The 18691-nt window shown below is 69.5% G+C and carries 19 protein-coding genes and 4 tRNA genes; 6 read left to right on the top strand and 17 right to left on the bottom strand.

Annotation, left to right across the window (positions count from 1 at the left end; translation table 11 throughout):
- Positions 1–59: 59 nt before the first annotated feature.
- The 9 genes from rpoB to AB0E19_RS19320 form a co-directional block, all read right to left on the bottom strand.
- Positions 60–3542 (bottom strand): DNA-directed RNA polymerase subunit beta, encoded by a 3483-nt coding sequence (gene rpoB, locus AB0E19_RS19360; protein ID WP_362181212.1) that lies wholly within the window; start codon positions 3540–3542, stop codon positions 60–62.
- Between the two features lie 546 nt (positions 3543–4088).
- The gene (rplL, locus tag AB0E19_RS19355; protein ID WP_031009366.1) at positions 4089–4475 is read right to left on the bottom strand and encodes a 50S ribosomal protein L7/L12; all 387 of its coding nucleotides are present in this window, start codon (positions 4473–4475) and stop codon (positions 4089–4091) included.
- A gap of 111 nt (positions 4476–4586) precedes the next feature.
- A complete protein-coding gene (gene rplJ / locus AB0E19_RS19350; RefSeq protein WP_030494216.1) occupies positions 4587–5117 on the bottom strand; it encodes a 50S ribosomal protein L10 in 531 nt (176 codons plus the stop codon).
- Between the two features lie 247 nt (positions 5118–5364).
- Complete coding sequence (locus tag AB0E19_RS19345) at positions 5365–6270, bottom strand: hypothetical protein (RefSeq protein WP_362181207.1); 906 nt, start codon at positions 6268–6270, stop codon at positions 5365–5367.
- A 169-nt stretch (positions 6271–6439) separates the two neighbouring features.
- Entirely contained in the window at positions 6440–7168 is a 729-nt protein-coding gene (rplA, locus tag AB0E19_RS19340; protein ID WP_360601168.1) for a 50S ribosomal protein L1, read from the bottom strand.
- 84 nt (positions 7169–7252) lie between these two features.
- Complete coding sequence (rplK, locus tag AB0E19_RS19335) at positions 7253–7687, bottom strand: 50S ribosomal protein L11 (protein ID WP_018543896.1); 435 nt, start codon at positions 7685–7687, stop codon at positions 7253–7255.
- 159 nt (positions 7688–7846) lie between these two features.
- Complete coding sequence (nusG, locus tag AB0E19_RS19330; RefSeq protein ID WP_362181202.1) at positions 7847–8740, bottom strand: transcription termination/antitermination protein NusG; 894 nt, start codon at positions 8738–8740, stop codon at positions 7847–7849.
- Between the two features lie 44 nt (positions 8741–8784).
- Positions 8785–9069, bottom strand: a complete 285-nt coding sequence (gene secE, locus AB0E19_RS19325) for a preprotein translocase subunit SecE (protein WP_362106537.1) — start codon at positions 9067–9069, stop codon at positions 8785–8787.
- Between the two features lie 104 nt (positions 9070–9173).
- Positions 9174–9246 (bottom strand) — tRNA-Trp (locus AB0E19_RS19320).
- A gap of 203 nt (positions 9247–9449) precedes the next feature.
- On the opposite strand from AB0E19_RS19320, the gene AB0E19_RS19315 reads away from it, so the two are divergent.
- Positions 9450–10676: a pyridoxal phosphate-dependent aminotransferase gene (locus AB0E19_RS19315; RefSeq protein WP_362181198.1), complete on the top strand. Its 1227-nt coding sequence runs from the start codon at positions 9450–9452 to the stop codon at positions 10674–10676.
- Between the two features lie 136 nt (positions 10677–10812).
- A complete protein-coding gene (locus AB0E19_RS19310) occupies positions 10813–11832 on the top strand; it encodes an adenosine deaminase (RefSeq protein WP_362181195.1) in 1020 nt (339 codons plus the stop codon).
- On the opposite strand, the gene AB0E19_RS19305 is transcribed toward AB0E19_RS19310, so the two are convergent.
- Entirely contained in the window at positions 11825–12421 is a 597-nt protein-coding gene (locus AB0E19_RS19305; protein WP_362181192.1) for a helix-turn-helix domain-containing protein, read from the bottom strand. The genes AB0E19_RS19310 and AB0E19_RS19305 overlap by 8 nt on opposite strands.
- 87 nt (positions 12422–12508) lie before the next feature.
- Between AB0E19_RS19305 and AB0E19_RS19300 the strand changes: the two genes are divergently transcribed.
- Positions 12509–13147 carry an NAD(P)H-binding protein gene (locus AB0E19_RS19300; RefSeq protein WP_362181189.1) on the top strand — a complete coding sequence of 213 codons (639 nt, stop codon included), beginning with the start codon at positions 12509–12511 and terminating at the stop codon, positions 13145–13147.
- A 16-nt stretch (positions 13148–13163) separates the two neighbouring features.
- On the opposite strand, the gene AB0E19_RS19295 is transcribed toward AB0E19_RS19300, so the two are convergent.
- The 6 genes from AB0E19_RS19295 to AB0E19_RS19270 all read right to left on the bottom strand — a co-directional run bounded on the left by AB0E19_RS19295 (position 13164) and on the right by AB0E19_RS19270 (position 15713).
- A complete protein-coding gene (locus tag AB0E19_RS19295) occupies positions 13164–14219 on the bottom strand; it encodes a UDP-N-acetylmuramate dehydrogenase (RefSeq protein ID WP_362181186.1) in 1056 nt (351 codons plus the stop codon).
- A 55-nt stretch (positions 14220–14274) separates the two neighbouring features.
- The gene (locus AB0E19_RS19290) at positions 14275–14703 is read right to left on the bottom strand and encodes a MaoC family dehydratase (RefSeq protein WP_362181183.1); all 429 of its coding nucleotides are present in this window, start codon (positions 14701–14703) and stop codon (positions 14275–14277) included.
- Positions 14704–14705: 2 nt separating this feature from the next.
- Positions 14706–15158: a MaoC family dehydratase N-terminal domain-containing protein gene (locus AB0E19_RS19285; protein ID WP_362181180.1), complete on the bottom strand. Its 453-nt coding sequence runs from the start codon at positions 15156–15158 to the stop codon at positions 14706–14708.
- Positions 15159–15244: 86 nt separating this feature from the next.
- Positions 15245–15409 carry a 50S ribosomal protein L33 gene (rpmG, locus tag AB0E19_RS19280; protein ID WP_003956487.1) on the bottom strand — a complete coding sequence of 55 codons (165 nt, stop codon included), beginning with the start codon at positions 15407–15409 and terminating at the stop codon, positions 15245–15247.
- Positions 15410–15523: 114 nt separating this feature from the next.
- A tRNA-Met gene (locus AB0E19_RS19275) sits at positions 15524–15596 on the bottom strand.
- 44 nt (positions 15597–15640) lie between these two features.
- Positions 15641–15713 (bottom strand) — tRNA-Thr (locus AB0E19_RS19270).
- A 206-nt stretch (positions 15714–15919) separates the two neighbouring features.
- On the opposite strand from AB0E19_RS19270, the gene AB0E19_RS19265 reads away from it, so the two are divergent.
- Both AB0E19_RS19265 and AB0E19_RS19260 read left to right on the top strand, forming a co-directional pair.
- Complete coding sequence (locus AB0E19_RS19265; RefSeq protein ID WP_362181177.1) at positions 15920–17179, top strand: amidohydrolase family protein; 1260 nt, start codon at positions 15920–15922, stop codon at positions 17177–17179.
- A 16-nt stretch (positions 17180–17195) separates the two neighbouring features.
- Positions 17196–17852 (top strand): SDR family oxidoreductase, encoded by a 657-nt coding sequence (locus tag AB0E19_RS19260; RefSeq protein WP_362181173.1) that lies wholly within the window; start codon positions 17196–17198, stop codon positions 17850–17852.
- A gap of 62 nt (positions 17853–17914) precedes the next feature.
- Here AB0E19_RS19260 and AB0E19_RS19255 read toward each other — a convergent pair.
- Positions 17915–17996 (bottom strand) — tRNA-Tyr (locus AB0E19_RS19255).
- Between the two features lie 172 nt (positions 17997–18168).
- On the opposite strand from AB0E19_RS19255, the gene AB0E19_RS19250 reads away from it, so the two are divergent.
- Entirely contained in the window at positions 18169–18660 is a 492-nt protein-coding gene (locus tag AB0E19_RS19250) for a YajQ family cyclic di-GMP-binding protein (protein ID WP_362181170.1), read from the top strand.
- The last annotated feature ends 31 nt before the right edge of the window (positions 18661–18691 follow it).

Genomic DNA, 18691 nt, shown 5'->3' with positions numbered 1-18691 from the left:
CTGATACGGGGGTCCTGGGGCCGGCGGACCTTGATCACTCAAGGTCCGCCGGACTCCCGTCAGACCTCTTCGACGCTGCTCGGCTCGCGCCGGGACAGGTCGATGCCGAGCTCCTCCGCTGCGCGGAAGACGTCCTCGTCGGTGTCGCGCATCTCGATGGACATGCCGTCCGAGGACAGCACCTCCACGTTGAGGCACAGGGACTGCATCTCCTTGATGAGCACCTTGAAGGACTCGGGGATGCCGGGCTCAGGGATGTTCTCGCCCTTGACGATGGCCTCGTAGACCTTCACGCGGCCGGTCACGTCGTCGGACTTGATCGTCAGCAGCTCCTGGAGGGCGTACGCGGCGCCGTAAGCCTCCAGCGCCCACACCTCCATCTCACCGAAGCGCTGGCCACCGAACTGGGCCTTACCACCCAGCGGCTGCTGGGTGATCATCGAGTACGGGCCGGTCGACCGGGCGTGCAGCTTGTCGTCGACCAGGTGGTGGAGCTTGAGGATGTACATGTACCCGACCGAGATCGGGTCCGGGAACGGCTCGCCGGAGCGGCCGTCGAACAGGCGCGCCTTACCGGTCGGGAGCACCATGCGCTCGCCGTCGCGGTTCGGGATGGTGTGCTGGAGCAGACCGGCGAGCTCGTCCTCGCGGGCACCGTCGAAGACCGGGGTCGCGACGTTGGTGCCGGGGGCGACCTGGTCGGCGCCGATGGCCTGCAGGCGCTGCGCCCACTCGTCCGCGAGGCCGGAGACGTCCCAGCCGCGGCTGGCGAGCCAGCCGAGGTGGATCTCCAGGACCTGTCCCGGGTTCATTCGGGACGGGACACCCAGCGGGTTGAGGATGATGTCGACCGGGGTGCCGTCCTCGAGGAAGGGCATGTCCTCGATCGGGAGGATCTTGGAGATGACACCCTTGTTGCCGTGGCGGCCGGCGAGCTTGTCACCGTCGGTGATCTTGCGCTTCTGGGCGACGTAGACGCGGACCAGCTGGTTCACGCCCGGGGGAAGCTCGTCCCCCTCCTCGCGGTCGAAGACGCGGACACCGATGATCTTGCCGGTCTCGCCGTGCGGGACCTTCAGGGAGGTGTCGCGGACCTCACGGGCCTTCTCACCGAAGATCGCGCGGAGCAGGCGCTCCTCCGGGGTGAGCTCGGTCTCGCCCTTGGGCGTGACCTTGCCGACCAGGATGTCGCCGGCGACGACCTCGGCACCGATGCGGATGATGCCGCGCTCGTCGAGGTCGGCGAGGACCTCCTCGGAGACGTTCGGGATGTCCCGGGTGATCTCCTCGGGGCCGAGCTTGGTGTCACGGGCGTCGACCTCGTGCTCCTCGATGTGGATCGAGGAGAGGACGTCGTCCTGCACGAGGCGCTGCGACAGGATGATCGCGTCCTCGTAGTTGTGGCCCTCCCACGGCATGAACGCCACGAGGAGGTTCTTGCCGAGCGCCATCTCGCCGTCTTCGGTGGCGGGACCGTCGGCGAGGACCTGGCCCTCGATGACGTGGTCACCCTCGGCGACGACGACCTTCTGGTTGACGGAGGTGCCCTGGTTCGACCGGGAGAACTTGTGCAGGCGGTACGTGTTGTACGTGCCGTCGTCGTTGGCGACCGTGATGTAGTCGGCCGACAGCTCCTGGACGACACCGGCCTTGTCGGCCTTGAGGACGTCGCCGGCGTCGGTGGCACAGCGGTACTCCATGCCGGTGCCGACGAGCGGGGCCTCCGCCTTGATGAGCGGGACGGCCTGGCGCATCATGTTCGCGCCCATGAGGGCGCGGTTGGCGTCGTCGTGCTCGAGGAAGGGGATCATGGCGGTCGCGACCGACACCATCTGGCGCGGCGAGACGTCCATGTAGTCCACGTCCGACGGCTCGACGTAGTCGACCTCGCCGCCACGCTTGCGGACCAGGACGCGCGGCTCGGTGAACTGCAGGTCGTCGTTGAGCGCGGCGTTGGCCTGCGCGATGACGAACCGGTCCTCCTCGTCGGCGGTGACGTAGTCGACCTCGTCGGTGACCTGGCCGTCGACGACCTTGCGGTACGGCGTCTCGATGAAGCCGAACGCGTTGACGCGGCCGTACGAGGCGAGCGAACCGATCAGACCGATGTTCGGGCCTTCGGGGGTCTCGATCGGGCACATGCGTCCGTAGTGGGACGGGTGCACGTCTCGGACCTCGAAGCCGGCCCGCTCACGGGAGAGACCACCGGGGCCCAGCGCGGACAGACGACGCTTGTGCGTCAGACCCGAGAGCGGGTTGTTCTGGTCCATGAACTGGGACAGCTGGCTGGTGCCGAAGAACTCCTTGATGGAGGCGACGACCGGCCGGATGTTGATCAGGGTCTGCGGCGTGATCGCCTCGACGTCCTGGGTGGTCATCCGCTCGCGGACGACGCGCTCCATGCGGGCCAGGCCGGTGCGGACCTGGTTCTGGATGAGCTCGCCGACGTTGCGCAGACGACGGTTGCCGAAGTGGTCGATGTCGTCGGTCTCGACGACGATCTCGTTGCCGTTCTCGCCGATCGTCTCGGTCTCGCCCGCGTGGAGCTTCACGAGGTACTTGATCGTGGCGATGATGTCGTCGGTGGTGAGGATGCCCGCGTCGAGCGGCTCGTCGGCGCCGAGCTTCTTGTTCACCTTGTAGCGGCCGACCTTCGCGAGGTCGTAGCGCTTGGGGTTGAAGTACAGGTTCTCGAGCAGCGTCTGCGCGGCCTCGCGGGTCGGCGGCTCGCCCGGACGGAGCTTGCGGTAGATGTCGAGCAGCGCGTCGTCCTGGCCCTGGGTGTGGTCCTTCTCCAGGGTGGCGCGCATGGACTCGTACTCGCCGAACTCCTGGAGGATCTGCTCGGTGGTCCAGCCGAGCGCCTTCAGGAGGACGGTGACCGACTGCTTGCGCTTGCGGTCGATGCGGACGCCGACGAGGTCGCGCTTGTCGATCTCCATCTCCAGCCAGGCACCCCGGGACGGGATGATCTTGGCCGAGAAGATGTCCTTGTCGGACGTCTTGTCGATGGAGGAGTCGAAGTAGACGCCCGGCGAACGGACGAGCTGCGAGACGACGACACGCTCGGTGCCGTTGATGACGAAGGTGCCCTTGTTCGTCATGAGCGGGAAGTCGCCCATGAAGACCGTCTGGGACTTGATCTCGCCGGTCTCGTTGTTGGTGAACTCGGCGGTGACGAAGAGCGGGGCGCCGTACGTGAAGTCACGGTCCTTGCACTCGTCGATGGAGTTCTTCGGCGGCTCGAAGCGGTGGTCGCGGAAGGTCAGCGACATCGACCCGGAGAAGTCCTCGATCGGGGAGATCTCCTCGAAGATCTCCTCCAGACCGGACTTCGTGGGGACGTCCTGTCCCGACTCGAGGGCGGCCTCGACGCGAGCCTTCCAGGCGGCATTGCCGAGCAGCCAGTCAAAGCTCTCGGTCTGCAGCGCGAGGAGGTTCGGAACCTCGAGGGGCTCCTTGATCTTTGCGAAGGAGATGCGCAGCGGGGCGGTGCTGGCGGCGTTGTTCATGTTGTTCGAGGCGTTGCGCGAGGCGGCCAAGAGGGGGTCCTTCCGAGGGCTCGGACTCACTACGCGCGTACCGGTCCCCAGCAACGCTTCACGGCAGACGTTTCCTGAATTGACCAAAAGGCCAGGTCAGACGGGGTCGGTCCACGAAGCTGATGCGAAGGTATGCCCCTGGTGACGGGCAGGGGGCAGCTAACAGGCAGCGCAAAGGGACAGTGTAGCCACTTGGCCCACTGATGTCCAGGGCGACTTCCTCGCGACCCTCGTTGCTCTCAACTCCGCGGTACTCGCGCCGTGCGGCGCACCTCGATACTGCCCGTTCGGTCGTCGATCCATGCCTCGGAAACGGATCGTTGTGACGACGCGTCCTGAGAATTGCGCGCGGCGTGCCGTTCGTCAAGGCCCCCGCCCGTGAGCGGCGCACGGCGAAGATCACCATACTCCGCTTCCGGGGGCCCCGAGGACCCCCGCCACGCGGGTCCCGGGAACGCCGAAAGGCGACCACCCAGATGGATGATCGCCTTTCGGTGCCTCCGCGTTACACGGGGGCGAGAGTCAGCTCAGCGAGCCGAAACGGCCTTACTTGACCGTGACGGTGGCGCCGGCGCCCTTGAGGGCCTCGGCGGCCTTCTCGGCGGCGTCCTTCGCGACCTTCTCGAGGACCGGCTTCGGGGTGCCGTCGACGAGGTCCTTGGCCTCCTTGAGGCCCAGGGAGGTGAGCTCGCGCACGACCTTGATGACCTGGATCTTCTTGTCGCCGGCACCCTCGAGGATGACGTCGAACTCGTCCTGCTCCTCGGCGGCACCGGCGGCGTCGCCACCACCAGCGGCCGGGGCGGCAACGGCGACGGCCGCGGCGGCGGTGACGTCGAACTTCTCCTCGAAGGCCTTCACGAACTCGGAGAGCTCGATGAGGGTCATCTCCTCGAACTGGGCGAGGAGGTCGTCCTGAGAGAGCTTCGCCATGATGGGCGATCCTTCCACTAATTCGGCAGGTGCCGATGTGTCTATAGAGGCGGGCGTAACGGCCCGCTACGACCCGCGCACTAGGCGGCGCGGATCAATGCGCGAGCCGAATTACTCGGCACCGCCCTGCTCGGCCTGCTTGGCACGGAGCGCGTCCACGGTGCGGACGAGCTTCGACGGCAGAGCCTGGAAGAGCTGAGCAGCCTGAGACTGCTTGCCCTTGAAGGCGCCGGCCAGCTTGCTGAGCAGAACCTCGCGGGACTCGAGGTCCGCAAGCTTCTTGATGTCGTCGGCGGAGAGAGCCTTACCGTCAAGGACACCAGCCTTGATGATGAGGTTCGGGTTCTCCTTGGCGAAGTCACGCAGGGCCTTCGCCGACTCCACCGGGTCACCGGTGACGAAGGCGACCGCGGTCGGACCAGCGAAGTGCTCGTCCAGTGCGGTGATCCCGGCCTCGTTGGCCGCAATCTTGGTCAGCGTGTTCTTCACCACGGCGTACTGGGCGTTCTCACCGAGCGAGCGACGCAGCGTCTTGAGCTGCGCGACGGTGAGACCCCGGTACTCGGTCAGCACGGCGGCGTTGGAGCTGCGGAACTGGTCCGTGAGCTCGGCCACCGATGCAGCCTTGTTGGGCGTCGGCATAGTGCGTTCGCCTCCTTCCGGGTGATGAGGACCGCTCAGAAGGGGCTGAACAAACGAAAACGCCCCGGCGCAGGCGCACGGGGCTCAGCTCGACCGGATGGAACATCCGGGAACTCTCCACAGTCACCTGCGCGGGTCGTCCGCAGTCAGCGGATCCTTCGGCCACCGCACCCGGTAAGGGCACAGCAACGACCAGCGGTCTTTGGCTTCTGTGGAAGAGTACGTGATGGTTCGACCCAGGGGCAAATCAGCCCTGAGCGCCCGCCTCGTCGGCCTCCTGGAGCATCTTGAAGAGGTCGACGGTCTCGCTCGCCGGCGGGGCCTCGACGGCGCTCTTGGTGCCGTAGTCGCTGTAGTCGGCGCGGATCTGCACCTTGCCCTCGGCCATCTCCATGCCGATGTCCATGCGGGCCGGGTAGCCGTCCTTGTTGACCCAGACCTCGGTGTCGTAGCCCTTGAGGCCGGTCTTCTTCACGTTCTCGATGAGCTTGTCGTGCTCCTCCTTGGAGAGGAGCTTCGAGGACTCGTTCGCCGCGAGCATCTGCTCGAAGGTGAGCGTGCCCTTGTAGTGCTCGGTCTCCATGCCGTTGACCTTCTCGGCACCGACGTGCTTGAGGTCCGGGGAGTCGAGCAGCAGGGCCAGCTGCTGGGCCGGGTCCTGGTTCATGTTGTCCAGGCCGCCGGTCAGCTGCTTCTGGAGGGCCTTGTCGCCGGACTCCGCGGCCGCGGCCTTCATGTCCAGCTTCATCCAGCGCTTGCCGTCCATCTCGGCGGCCTGCTTCTCGCCCATGTCCATGTACATGACGTTGTCGAGCATGACCATGCGCATCTGCTCGGGCGCGTCGGGGTCGCCCGCGCTCAGCATGGAGCCCTTCATGGTGATGTCCATCGACGCCGGGGCCCAGCCCTGGACGCCGGTCATCTCGATGGTCCCGGACTCGGCGCCGGCGCCCTCGATGCTCATGGTCATCGTGACCTTGGCCGACTTGGCGGCCGAGGTCTTCTCGTACGCCGCCGTCAGGGCCTGCAGCGGGTCGCCGAGGGCTTTGCCGACCGCCTTGGCGTCGCCGTCGTTGCAGCCGGCCAGCCCCGCGACGAGAGCCGCCGCGGAGACGGTCGCGACGCCCGCGCGCTTCCAGGTGGACTTGCTCATAGGTGTTCCCCACCCCTTGATCTTCATGATCGTCGTCTTTGCGTCTTTGCGTTCTCTTGAACCGTATCCGACGGCTACGACAGGAGGAGACGCAAATAAAGCCGCCCCCCGTTCCTCCGGAGAGGAACGGGGGGCGGCTTCAGGACTGACTGCGCCGAGCCGGAAGGGCTCAGACCGCGGCCGGGTCCTCCTCGACGAGGAGGTTGCGGGTGCGGTTCGAGTCGACCGGGATGCCGGGGCCCATCGTGGTGCTGATGGCGGCCTTCTTGATGTAGCGGCCCTTGGCGGCGGACGGCTTCAGACGGAGGATCTCCTCCAGGGCCGCGCCGTAGTTCTCCACCAGCTGCGTGTCGTCGAAGGACGTCTTGCCGATGATGAAGTGCAGGTTCGAGTGCTTGTCGACGCGGAACTCGATCTTGCCGCCCTTGATGTCGTTGACAGCCTTGGCGACATCGGGGGTCACGGTGCCGGTCTTCGGGTTCGGCATGAGACCACGCGGACCGAGCACGCGGCCGAGGCGGCCGACCTTGCCCATGAGGTCCGGGGTGGCGACCACGGCGTCGAACTCGTTGAGGCGCTGGCCCTTGGCGATCTCGTCGATCAGCTCGTCGGAGCCGACGATGTCGGCGCCCGCGGCGACCGCGGCCTCGGCACGCTCACCGGTCGCGAAGACCAGGACCCGGGCGGTCTTGCCGGTGCCGTGCGGAAGGTTCACGGTGCCACGGACCATCTGGTCGGCCTTGCGCGGGTCGACGCCCAGACGGAAGGCCACCTCGACGGTGCTGTCGAACTTGGTGGTGGAGGTCTCCTTGGCGAGACGCACGGCCTCGAGCGGGGCGTACTGCTTCTCCCGGTCGATCTTGGCGTCGGCAGCCCGGAGGGACTTGCTGCGCTTCACTTCTGCTCCTGTGGTGTTTCAGGTATGGAGTCGTGGTGCGGACCAGCGCTTGGCCCTACCACTGAGGTCACGAGGGGGAGGTGATCAGCCCTCGACCGTGATGCCCATGGAACGGGCGGTGCCGGCGATGATCTTCGACGCGGCGTCCAGGTCGTTCGCGTTGAGGTCGGGCATCTTGGTGGTGGCGATCTCGCGGACCTGCGCCTCGGTGATCTTGGCGACCTTGGTCTTGTGCGGCTCGCCGGAGCCCTTCTCCACACCCGCGGCCTTGAGGATCATCTTGGCGGCCGGCGGAGTCTTGGTGACGAAGGTGAAGGAACGGTCCTCGTAGACCGTGATCTCCACCGGGATCACCCAGCCACGCTGCGACTCGGTCGCGGCGTTGTAGGCCTTGCAGAACTCCATGATGTTGACGCCGTGCTGACCGAGCGCGGGGCCGACCGGCGGGGCCGGGTTGGCCGCACCGGCGTTGATCTGGAGCTTGATAAGCCCCGTGACCTTCTTCTTCTTGGGAGGCATTGCTCTCTCCGGGTCCTAGTGAGAGTTTTCAGCCGATCCATCCGGTCATCCGGATGGAGGCATACCGCACAACGATAACGGGTATGGCTGCGCGTCCAAAAACCGAGCAGGTCAGAGGGGCTGTGGCAGCCCCTCTGACCTGTCCGGAAACTTGTGTCGTCAGTTCTTCTGGATCTGGTCGAAGCTGAGCTCGACCGGGGTCTCGCGACCGAAGATCTCGACGAGGCCCTTGACCTTCTTCGAGTCCGGGTTGATCTCGTTGATCGTGGCCTGGAGGGTGGCGAAGGGGCCGTCGGTGACGGTGACCGAGTCGCCGACCTCGAAGTCCAGGACCTGGACCTCCAGCTTGCGGGCCGGAGCCGGCTTGCCCTCGGCCTCGGCGGCCTCGCGGGCGGCCTTCTCCTCGGCCTCCGGGGCGAGCATCTTGACGATCTCGTCCAGGGTCAGCGGGTACGGGTCGTAGGCGTTGCCCACGAAGCCGGTGACGCCGGGCGTGTTGCGGACGACGCCCCAGGACTCGTTCGTCAGGTCCATGCGGACGAGGACGTAGCCGGGGAGCTTGTTCTGCTTGACGTTCTTCCGCTCGCCGCCCTTGATCTGGACGATCTCTTCCTCGGGCACCTCGGCCTGGTAGATGAAGTCCTCGACGTTGAGCGAGACGGCGCGCTGCTCCAGGTTGGCCTTCACGCGCTTCTCGTAGCCCGCGTAGGTGTGGATGACGTACCACTCGCCGGGCAGGGTGCGCAGCTCCTCGCGGAGAGCGGCGACGGGGTCGACCGGGGCGGCCGGCTCGGCCTCCTCCTCGGTCTCGACCTCGACCTCGGCCTCGACGTCGTCGTCCTCGGCGGCCTCGTCGTCCTCGGAGTCGTCGGCGGCCTCGTCGGCGGACTCCTCGTCCGCGTCCTCGGCGTCCTCCGCGTCGTCCTCGACGTCGTCCGCCGCGACGTCCGCAGCCTCGTCCAGGTCCTCGTCCTCGTCGGCGGCCTCGACGATGTCCAGCTCGTCCTCGACGGACTCGGACTCGAAGGCGTCGTTCAGGTTCGCGTCAGACACGGTGGCTGCTTCTTCCTGCGATACAGATGGGGTGGAACAAAAAGTCAGCCGAAGACGTACTTGACTGCTTCCTGGAAGCCCAAGTCAATCACGGTCACCAGGCCGATCATCACGACCACGAAGACGATGACGACCGTGGTGTACGAGGTGAGCTGACTACGCGTCGGCCAGACGACCTTGCGGAGCTCGGCGATGATCTGCCGGTAGAAGACGGCGAGACGGCCCAGAGGGCCCTTCTTCCCGCGCTTGCCGCCCTTGCGGCCCTTCTTCTTCGACTCGGACGCGTCTTCGGCATCAGGCATGTCGATGGAGCCAACGGCGTCCGTCACGATCTCTCACCTGATTCCGGGTCGTGGCCGTGCCGCGCCCGGGTGGAGCCGCACGACAATGCAATGAAGACGTACATGCGCACACAGCCTGGCGGTGTGTGTAGCAGGGCCGGAGGGACTTGAACCCCCAACCGCCGGTTTTGGAGACCGGTGCTCTACCAATTGAGCTACGACCCTTTGCGGTGTCCCCCAACCTACCCCATGTGTGACGGGGCGGCTGCGGGCCAACGAGGAGTGAGTGTACGTGGTCTTGGGGCCTCACGTCGAACAGGAACCGCGCCGACCTGCCCGAGGGCCCTACTCCGACCGGTATCGACCGCTCCTGTCCGCTCCCTGAAACCTGTGTGCCGGGCCGGGAAACGGTCTGGGACGATGGCCGCATGAGCGCTGCTACCCCTCCCACCGAGCGTCGGGTCTCCGCCCGGATCGGTGCGATCTCCGAGTCCGCCACTCTCGCCGTCGACGCCAAGGCCAAGGCCCTCAAGGCCGCCGGGCGCCCGGTGATCGGTTTCGGCGCCGGAGAGCCCGACTTCCCGACTCCGGACTACATCGTCGACGCGGCCGTCGAGGCCTGCAAGAACCCGAAGTTCCACCGCTACACGCCGGCCGGCGGCCTGCCCGAGCTGAAGGCCGCGATCGCCGCCAAGACGCTCCGCGACTCCGGCTACGAGGTGGACGCCTCCCAGGTCCTGGTGACCAACGGCGGCAAGCAGGCGATCTACGAGGCGTTCGCCGCGATCCTCGACCCGGGCGACGAGGTCATCGTCCCGGCGCCGTACTGGACCACCTACCCGGAGTCGATCCGCCTCGCCGGCGGCGTCCCGGTGGAGGTCGTCGCCGACGAGACCACCGGCTACCGCGTCTCGGTGGAGCAGCTGGAGGCGGCCCGGACGGAGCGGACGAAGGTCGTCCTCTTCGTCTCCCCGTCGAACCCGACCGGTGCCGTCTACAGCGAGGCCGAGACCGAGGCGATCGGCCGCTGGGCCGTCGAGCACGGCCTGTGGGTCCTCACCGACGAGATCTACGAGCACCTGGTGTACGGCGGTGCCACCGCCGCCTCGCTGCCGGCCGTCCTGCCGGAGCTGCGCGACAAGTGCATCGTCGTCAACGGCGTCGCCAAGACGTACGCGATGACGGGCTGGCGCGTGGGGTGGATCATCGGCCCGAAGGACGTCGTCAAGGCCGCGACCAACCTCCAGTCGCACGCCACCTCCAACGTCTCCAACGTGGCCCAGGTGGCCGCGCTCGCCGCCGTCTCCGGGAACCTGGACGCGGTCGAGGAGATGGGCCGGGCCTTCGACCGCCGCCGCCAGACCATCGTGCGGATGCTCAACGAGATCGAGGGCGTCTTCTGCCCGACCCCCGAGGGCGCGTTCTACGTGTACCCCTCGGTGAAGGCCCTCCTCGGCAAGGAGATCCGCGGCAAGCGCCCGCAGAGCTCCGTCGAGCTGGCCGCGCTGATCCTGGACGAGGCCGAGGTCGCGGTCGTCCCGGGCGAGGCCTTCGGCACCCCCGGCTACCTGCGCCTGTCGTACGCGCTCGGCGACGAGGACCTGGTGGAGGGCGTGTCCCGGATGCAGAAGCTGCTGGCCGAGGCCCGCGACTGACCACGGGGCGACGGCACCGACCGAACGCACAAGCGGGCCCCGACTCCTCCGAGTCGGGGCCCGCTTGTGCGTTCGGTCGGGTATCGATCGGGGAATCGCCGTGCATACCGCCATTCGGGTAAGGCAGGATCGGGCGATGGAGCACCCCCGCGATCTCACCCAGCTGCCCAAGGCCCATCTGCACCTGCACTTCACCGGTTCGATGCGGCCCTCGACCCTCATCGAACTGGCCGACAAGTACGGGGTGCACCTCCCGGAGGCGCTGAAGGGCGGTACGCCTCCGCAGCTGCGGGCGACCGACGAGCGCGGCTGGTTCCGCTTCCAGCGCCTGTACGACATCGCCCGCTCCTGCCTGCGCGCGCCCGAGGACATCCAGCGGCTGGTGCGGGAGGCGGCGCAGGAGGACGTCAGGGACGGCTCCGGGTGGCTGGAGATCCAGGTCGACCCGACCTCGTACGCGCCCCACCTGGGCGGTCTCATCCCGGCCCTGGAGATCATCCTGGACGCGGTCGACGCGGCCGCCCGGGAGACCGGTCTCGGGATGCGGGTCCTGGTCGCCGCGAACCGCATGAAGCACCCGCTGGAGGCCCGCACGCTGGCCCGGCTCGCGGTGCGGTACGCGGACCGGGGCGTGGTCGGCTTCGGGCTCTCCAACGACGAGCGCCGGGGCATGGCCCGCGACTTCGACCGGGCCTTCGCGATCGCCCGCGAGGGCGGCCTCCTGGCGGCCCCGCACGGCGGCGAACTGACCGGCCCCTCCTCCGTCCGCGACTGCCTGGACGACCTGCGGGCGTCCCGCGTCGGGCACGGCGTCCGCGCGGCGGAGGACGAGCGGCTGCTGCGCAAGCTCGCGGAGCGGGGCGTGACCTGCGAGGTCTGCCCCGCCTCGAACGTGGCCCTGGGCGTCTACGAGAAGCACGAGGACGTCCCGCTGCGCACCCTCTTCGAGGCGGGCGTGCCGCTGGCCCTCGGCGCCGACGACCCGCTCCTCTTCGGCTCCCGCCTGGCCGCCCAGTACGAACTCGCCCGGCGCCACCACGGCTTCACGGACCCGGAGCTGGCCGAGCTGGCCCGCCAGTCCGTCCGCGGTTCGGCGGCCCCGGAGGACGTCCGGAAATCGCTCCTGGCGGGGATCGACGACTGGCTGGCTAGCTGAGCCCCCGCATCAGGGTGCGGGCGATCGCGCGGGCGAAGTCGTCGACGGGCGGGGGCCCCTCCCCCTCCGGCAGCGCGTCGTAGACGAAGGCCCGCTGCGCGCAGGCGCCGAGGAGGAGCGCGGCGGCGGCCCCCGGGTCGGCGTCGGGGCCGATGCGGCCGTGCTGCTGCTCGGCCCGCAGATAGGCGGTGAGGCCCTCGATGGGCCGGTGGGGGCCGGCGCCGAGCTCCCGGATGGCGGCGTCGTGGCGGGCCTTGAGCAGGGGTTCGGCGTAGAGCGAGGCGGCGATCGGGAAGGTCTGCTCGTAGAAGCGGGCGGCCTGCCGGGCGATCTCGGTGAGGTTCTCCTCGACCGTGCGGCGGCCGGGGTCGACGGCGAGCGCCTCCAGGAGGCCGCCGAGCCGCGGCAGCCGTTCCGTCAGGACGGTGAGGAAGAGCTGCTCCTTGCTGGCGAAGTGCTTGTAGAGCGCGGCCTCCGAGCAGCCCGCCGCCCGGGCGATCTCCTTGGTGGTGGTGCGGGCGAGCCCGACGGTGCCCATGAGGTCGCGCGCGGCGTCGACGATCCGGACCCGGGTCGGCTTCTGTTCCATGCATCCTCCACTCACTCTTGACGCGTAGGTGAGTATCCACCCACCCTGAGGTGAGTGAGCACTCACTTACCACTCTGGGAGGCTGTCATGAAGCTCACCGTCTTCGGTGCGACCGGTGGCGTGGGCCGGGAGATCGTCCGGCAGGCGCTGGACGCGGGTCACGAGGTGACGGCGGTCGTACGGGACCCCGCGCGGTTCACCCTCACCGGCGAGCGCCTGGAGGTCTTCCGCAGCGACCTCTCCGACGCCGGGGCCCTGCGCGGCGCGGTGGCCGGCCGGGACGCGGTCCTCTCGGGCCTGGGCGCCCGCAACCGCGCGGACGCGGCCTCCGGCATCGCGGCCCGGCTCACACGGCCGGTGCTCGGCGCGATGGAGGCGGAGGGCGTGCGGCGGCTCGTCGTGGTCAGCGCGGCCCCCGTGGGGCCCGCCGCGGAGGGCGACGGCCTGCTGGACAAGGCCGTCCTGGCGGTCATCACCAACGTCCTCAAGGACGTCTACGCCGACCTGCGGGTGATGGAGTCCGAGCTGGCCGCGAGCGCCACCGACTGGACCTCGGTCCGGCCGCCCAAGCTGACCGGCAAGCCGGTCACCGGCCGCTACCGCACGGTCGTCGGCGGCACCCCGCCCAGGGGCCGCACCCTGGCCCGCGCGGACGTGGCCCACGCCATGCTGGCGGTCCTCGACGACCCGTCGACGGTCCGCCGGGGCGTGGGCGTCGCGTACTAGGCCCCGACGGTGGCCCTCAGAGCTCGACCCCGACCGTCACCGGTTCGTTGACGAGGGTGACGCCGAAGGCGGCGTGGACGCCGGCGACGACCTCACGGGCGAGGGCCAGGAGGTCCTCCGTGGTGGCCTCGCCGCGGTTCGTCAGGGCGAGGGTGTGCTTGGTGGAGATGCGGGCGGGGCCGGAGCCGTATCCCTTGGTGAAGCCGGCCTTGTCGATGAGCCAGGCGGCGGAGGTCTTGGTGCGGCCCTCGCCGGCCGGGTAGGCGGGCGGGGCGATGTCCGGGCCGAGGCGCTCCGCCACGCGCGCGAGGAAGGTCTCGTACTCCCCCGCCGTGAGGATCGGGTTGGTGAAGAAGGAGCCGGCGGACCAGGTGTCGTGGTCCTCGGGGTCGAGGACCATGCCCTTGCCCGCGCGGAGCTTCAGGACGGTCTCACGCGCGCGTGCGAGGGGGACGCGGTCGCCGGCCTCGACGCCCAGGGCCCGGGCGGTCTCCGGGTACGCGAGGGGGGCGGAGAGCCCGCCGGCGTCCTCCAGGTCGAAGCGGACCCGGAGCACCACGTACCGCTCCGGGTGCTCCTTGAAGAGGCTGTGCCGGTACGAGAAGGCGCACTCGGCGTTCGTGAGGGTGACCGTCTCCTCGGCCCGGCGGTCGTAGGCGACGACCTCGGCGATGGTCGCGGAGACGTCCTGCCCGTAGGCGCCGACGTTCTGGATCGGGGTGGCGCCGGCCGAGCCCGGGATGCCGGCCAGGCACTCGACGCCGGCGAGGCCGGCCTCCACGGTCCGGGCGACGGCGTCCGTCCAGACCTCGCCCGCGGCGAGCTCCAGCCGGGTCCCGTCGAGGGAGAAGCCGGTGGTGGCGATGTGCAGCGCGGTGCCCTCGAAGCCCTTGTCCCCGATGACCAGGTTGGAGCCGCCGCCGATGACGAGCAGCGGGGTCCCGGAGGCGTCGGCCTCGCGGACCGCGGCGATCACCTCGTCGTCGGTGGTGGCCGTGACGAGCCGGGTGGCGGGACCGCCGAGCCGGAAGGTGGTCAGGGGGGCGAGGGGGGCGTCCTTGAGCTGCTGCACGCAGACAAGGGTACGTAGGTATCGCCTGGGCGATGCCTACGCACCCCCGTGCCCGTCAGGCCAGCCGGACGACCGCCCGGCTCATGCCCAGGACCTTCTGGCCCGCGCTGGTGGCCGTGAGGTCCACCCGCACCTGCCGGTCGTCCAGCTTGGCGGCGACCTTCGCGGAGACCTCGATCACGGCGCCGGCACCGTCGTTCGGGACGACGACCGGCTTGGTGAAGCGGACGCCGTACTCGACGACGGCGGCGGGGTCGCCGGCCCAGTCGGTGACGACGCGGATCGCCTCGGCCATGGTGAACATGCCGTGGGCGATGACGTCGGGAAGGCCGACCTCCACCGCGAACTTCTCGTTCCAGTGGATGGGGTTGAAGTCCCCGGAGGCACCGGCGTACCGCACGAGGGTGGCGCGGGTCACGGGGAAGGTCCCCGCGGGCAGCTCGGTGCCGACCTCGACCTCGTCGTAGGCGATCTTCGCGGTCATGGTCAGGCCTCCTCGGGGGCGCGGGAGACGAGCTTGGTCCAGGCGGTGACGACGTGCTCGCCGGTCTCGTCGTGGACCTCGCCGCGGATGTCCAGGATGTCGTTGCCGGCCAGCGACTTGATCGCCTCGATCGTGGAGGTGACCGAGAGGCGGTCGCCGGCGCGGACGGGCCGGGTGTAGGCGAACTTCTGGTCGCCGTGGACGACGCGGCTGTAGTCGAGGCCGAGCTGCCGGTCCTCGATGACCTGACCCGCGGCCTTGAACGTGATGGCGAACACGAAGGTCGGCGGGGCGATCACGTCGGGGTGGCCGAGTTCCTTGGCCGCCTCCGCGTCGGTGTACGCGGGATTCGCGTCACCGATCGCCTCGGCGAATTCGCGGATCTTCTCGCGGCCGACCTCGTAGGCCGGGGTGGGCGGATAGGTCCGGCCCACGAAGGACTGGTCGAGTGCCATGGCCTCGATACCTCCTGCTGGATCTGGTGCGAAAAACGCCACGAGGCCGCCCCCTGAGAGGGGGGCGGCCTCGTGAACGAGCCTGATTAGCGCGTCTCGCGGTGCGCGGTGTGCGAGTTGCAGCGGGGGCAGTGCTTCTTCATCTCAAGACGGTCCGGGTTGTTACGCCGGTTCTTCTTGGTGATGTAGTTCCGCTCCTTGCACTCCACGCAGGCCAGCGTGATCTTCGGGCGGACGTCGGTGGCAGCCACGTGAGTGCTCCTTGACGGACGGATGGGATGGGATGGTCGAACCCCCATGCCGAAACATGGGGACATGAAAGAGTAGCCGATCGCAGGACCGACCCCGCAATCGGCTACTGTGTGTAGCGGTGACCGGACTTGAACCGGTGACACAGCGATTATGAGCCGCTTGCTCTACCGACTGAGCTACACCGCTTTGATGTCGGTCATCCCGCCCGAAGGCGGGATTCCCTTCACCAGAGCCCCAATACGGAATCGAACCGTAGACCTTCTCCTTACCATGGAGACGCTCTGCCGACTGAGCTATTGGGGCGAGCGAGGAAGACATTACACGGTCCTCGGCCCATCACCCAAATCCGTTTCCCCTGGCCGTCCGGGAAGGGCTCGCACCCGCCCCGTACGCCACTCGTGGACTCATCGGTACGACTATTGCGCTCCTCCTCGAAGGCGGCCGCGCCCGCCCCTAGGCTCTGCCCCACGCTGCGTGATCTCGATCTTGGTGACTTGGTGAGGAGCCCGATGTCGGCCGACAGCAAGCAGCCCCGTCCGCCTTCCGACGACGCGGGCGGCGCGGCGACCGAGGACGCGAACGCGCTCCTGCTGTCGAACGCCCGGCTGACGGACGGACGGACCGTGGACGTGCGGCTCGTCCGGGGCCGGATCGAGGCCGTCGGCACCGCCGGGAGCCTGAGCACGGCCGGGGCCCGGGTGGACCTGGCCGGCTATCTGCTGCTGCCGGCCCCGGCCGAGCCGCACGCCCACGCCGACACGGCGCTCTCGGCCGACACCGCGGGCCCGGTCTCGTACGCCCCCGAGGCGGTGCAGCGGCGGGCCACCGAGGCGGCGCTGCTCCAGCTCGGGCACGGGGCGACCGCGCTGCGGGCGCACGTGCGGATCGGCGACGTGCACGCGCTCGGGCCCCTGGAGGCCGTGCTCCAGGCGCGGCGGTCGCTGCGCGGCCTCGCGGACCTCACGGCGGTGGCGGTGCCGCGGCTGCTCACCGGGGCGGCGGGCGCGGACGGGCTCGCGCTGCTGCGGGACGCGGTGAAGATGGGCGCCGGGGTGGTGGGCGGCTGCCCGGACCTGGATCCCGACCCGGCGGGGTACGTGGAGGCGGTCCTGGAGGTGGCGGCCGAGCACGGGGTGCCGGTCGACCTGCACACGGACGGGGACGACCCGGCGCGGCTCGCCCGCTTCGCGGCGATGGCCGGCGGGCTGCGGCCCGGGGTGACGATCGGCCCGTGCGCGGGCCTCGCGCGGCTGCCGGAGGACGTGGCGGGCCGGGCGGCCGACCGGCTGGCGGCGGCGGGCGTGACGGTGATGTGCCTGCCGCAGGGCGGCTGCGCGGGGACCGAGCGGCGGGGCACGGCCCCGGTGCGGCTGCTGCGCTCCGCGGGGGTGCGGCTCGCGGCGGGCGGCGGGGCGCTGCGGGACGCGGCGAACCCGGTGGGGCGCGGCGACCCGCTGGAGGCGGCCTTCCTGCTGGCCTCCCTGGAGGGCCTGGAGCCGGCGGAGGCGTACGGGGCGGTGAGCACCCGGGCGCGCGAGGCGATGGGCCTTCCGGAGGTACGGGTGGAGGCGGGTTTCCCGGCGGAGCTGCTCGCGGTGCGGGGCCTGGGGCTGGCGGGCGTGCTGTCGCTGGCGTACAGCCGGATCGTGGTGCACCGGGGGCGGGTGGTGGCGCGGACGAGCGCGGTGCGGGAGTACTGCGACTCGGCGGCGGCGCTCGATCTGCCGCGGCAGGCGCGGACGGATCCGGGAGGCCCGGCGGCCCGCTGAGCCGTACGGTCGGAACATGCGCATCGTCATCGCTGGAGGACACGGTCGGATCGCCCTGCGCCTGGAGCGGCTGCTCTCGGCGGGCGGACACGAGGCGGTCGGGCTGATCCGCCGCCCGGAGCAGGCGGAGGACCTGCGGGCGGCGGGTGCGGAGCCCGTCGTGCTCGATCTGGAGTCGGCGTCGGTGGAGGAGGTCGCGGAGGTCCTGCGGGGCGCGGACGCGGCCGTCTTCGCGGCGGGCGCGGGCCCGGGCAGCGGGGCGGCCCGCAAGGACACGGTGGACCGGGGTGCGGCGGTCCTGTTCGCGGACGCGGCGGAGCGGGCGGGCGTCCGGCGCTTCGTGGTCGTCTCGTCGATGGGCGCGGACGCCCGGCACACGGGCGACGACGTCTTCGACGTCTACCTGCGGGCGAAGGGCGCGGCGGACGACGCGGTCCGGTCCCGCCCGGGCCTGGAGTGGACGGTCCTGCGTCCCGGCATGCTCACCGACGACGCCGGGACGGGCCTGGTCCGGCTGGAGGCGCGCACGGGCCGCGGCCCGATCCCCCGTGACGACGTGGCGGCGGTCCTGGCCGAGCTGGTGGACTCCCCCGGCACGGCCGGCCTGACCCTGGAACTGGTCTCGGGCTCGATCCCGGTCGGCGTCGCGGTGACGGACGTGGCCGGCAACTGACCCGGCCCCCGCTCCCGAAACGGAGAAGGCCCCCGGTGCAAGCACCGGGGGCCTTCTTCACGTGGCGACGCCAGGATTCGAACCTGGGTAGGCTAAGCCGACGGATTTACAGTCCGCTCCCATTGGCCACTCGGGCACATCGCCATGGGTTCGCTGCCTTGGTTCACCGCGTTTCTGCGGTGTTCCCCGGCAACGACGTAAACAATACCTGATCCCCGGGGGTGGTTCGCCACCGGATTGATCAGCGGTTCGGGTGGCGGGTCACCCCCTAGGCTTTGGGGGTACCCCACAGCATCCGAGCAAGGAGCCACGAGTCATGGCCGACTCCAGTTTCGACATCGTCTCCAAGGTCGAGCGGCAGGAGGTCGACAACGCCCTCAACCAGGCCGTGAAGGAGATCTCCCAGCGCTACGACTTCAAGGGAACCAACGCCTCGATCTCCTGGTCGGGCGAGAAGATCCTGATGCAGGCGAACGGCGAGGAGCGCGTGATGGCGATCCTCGACATCTTCCAGTCCAAGCTGATCAAGCGGGGCATCTCGCTCAAGTCGCTGGACGTCGAGGGCGAGCCGCAGCTGTCCGGCAAGGAGTACAAGCTCTTCGCGTCGGTCACCGAGGGCATCTCTCAGGAGAACGCGAAGAAGGTCGCGAAGGCCATCCGCGACGAGGGCCCCAAGGGCGTCAAGGCGCAGGTGCAGGGTGACGAGCTGCGGGTCAGCTCGAAGAGCCGGGACGACCTGCAGGCCGTGCAGGCGCTGCTCAAGGGCAAGGACTTCGACTTCGCGATCCAGTTCGTGAACTACCGGTAGGTCCGTGTCCGAAAGCCGCCGGTCCACGGGT

The organism is Streptomyces sp. NPDC047974 (assembly GCF_040653375.1).
GTDB lineage: Bacteria > Actinomycetota > Actinomycetes > Streptomycetales > Streptomycetaceae > Streptomyces.
Note: the sequence above shows the minus strand (reverse complement) of the source record. Positions and strands in the feature narration are given on the sequence as shown.

What these genes read in the sequence shown, in the direction of transcription:
- rplL (WP_031009366.1), bottom strand. Translation starts at nt 4,475, where the DNA reads ATGGCGAAGCTCTCTCAGGACGACCTCCTCGCCCAGTTCGAGGAGATG.
- rplJ (WP_030494216.1), bottom strand. Translation starts at nt 5,117, where the DNA reads ATGCCGACGCCCAACAAGGCTGCATCGGTGGCCGAGCTCACGGACCAG.
- AB0E19_RS19345 (WP_362181207.1), bottom strand. Translation starts at nt 6,270, where the DNA reads ATGAGCAAGTCCACCTGGAAGCGCGCGGGCGTCGCGACCGTCTCCGCG.
- rplK (WP_018543896.1), bottom strand. Translation starts at nt 7,687, where the DNA reads ATGCCTCCCAAGAAGAAGAAGGTCACGGGGCTTATCAAGCTCCAGATC.
- AB0E19_RS19315 (WP_362181198.1), top strand. Translation starts at nt 9,450, where the DNA reads ATGAGCGCTGCTACCCCTCCCACCGAGCGTCGGGTCTCCGCCCGGATC.
- AB0E19_RS19310 (WP_362181195.1), top strand. Translation starts at nt 10,813, where the DNA reads ATGGAGCACCCCCGCGATCTCACCCAGCTGCCCAAGGCCCATCTGCAC.
- AB0E19_RS19305 (WP_362181192.1), bottom strand. Translation starts at nt 12,421, where the DNA reads ATGGAACAGAAGCCGACCCGGGTCCGGATCGTCGACGCCGCGCGCGAC.
- AB0E19_RS19300 (WP_362181189.1), top strand. Translation starts at nt 12,509, where the DNA reads ATGAAGCTCACCGTCTTCGGTGCGACCGGTGGCGTGGGCCGGGAGATC.
- AB0E19_RS19290 (WP_362181183.1), bottom strand. Translation starts at nt 14,703, where the DNA reads ATGACCGCGAAGATCGCCTACGACGAGGTCGAGGTCGGCACCGAGCTG.
- AB0E19_RS19285 (WP_362181180.1), bottom strand. Translation starts at nt 15,158, where the DNA reads ATGGCACTCGACCAGTCCTTCGTGGGCCGGACCTATCCGCCCACCCCG.
- AB0E19_RS19265 (WP_362181177.1), top strand. Translation starts at nt 15,920, where the DNA reads ATGTCGGCCGACAGCAAGCAGCCCCGTCCGCCTTCCGACGACGCGGGC.
- AB0E19_RS19260 (WP_362181173.1), top strand. Translation starts at nt 17,196, where the DNA reads ATGCGCATCGTCATCGCTGGAGGACACGGTCGGATCGCCCTGCGCCTG.
- AB0E19_RS19250 (WP_362181170.1), top strand. Translation starts at nt 18,169, where the DNA reads ATGGCCGACTCCAGTTTCGACATCGTCTCCAAGGTCGAGCGGCAGGAG.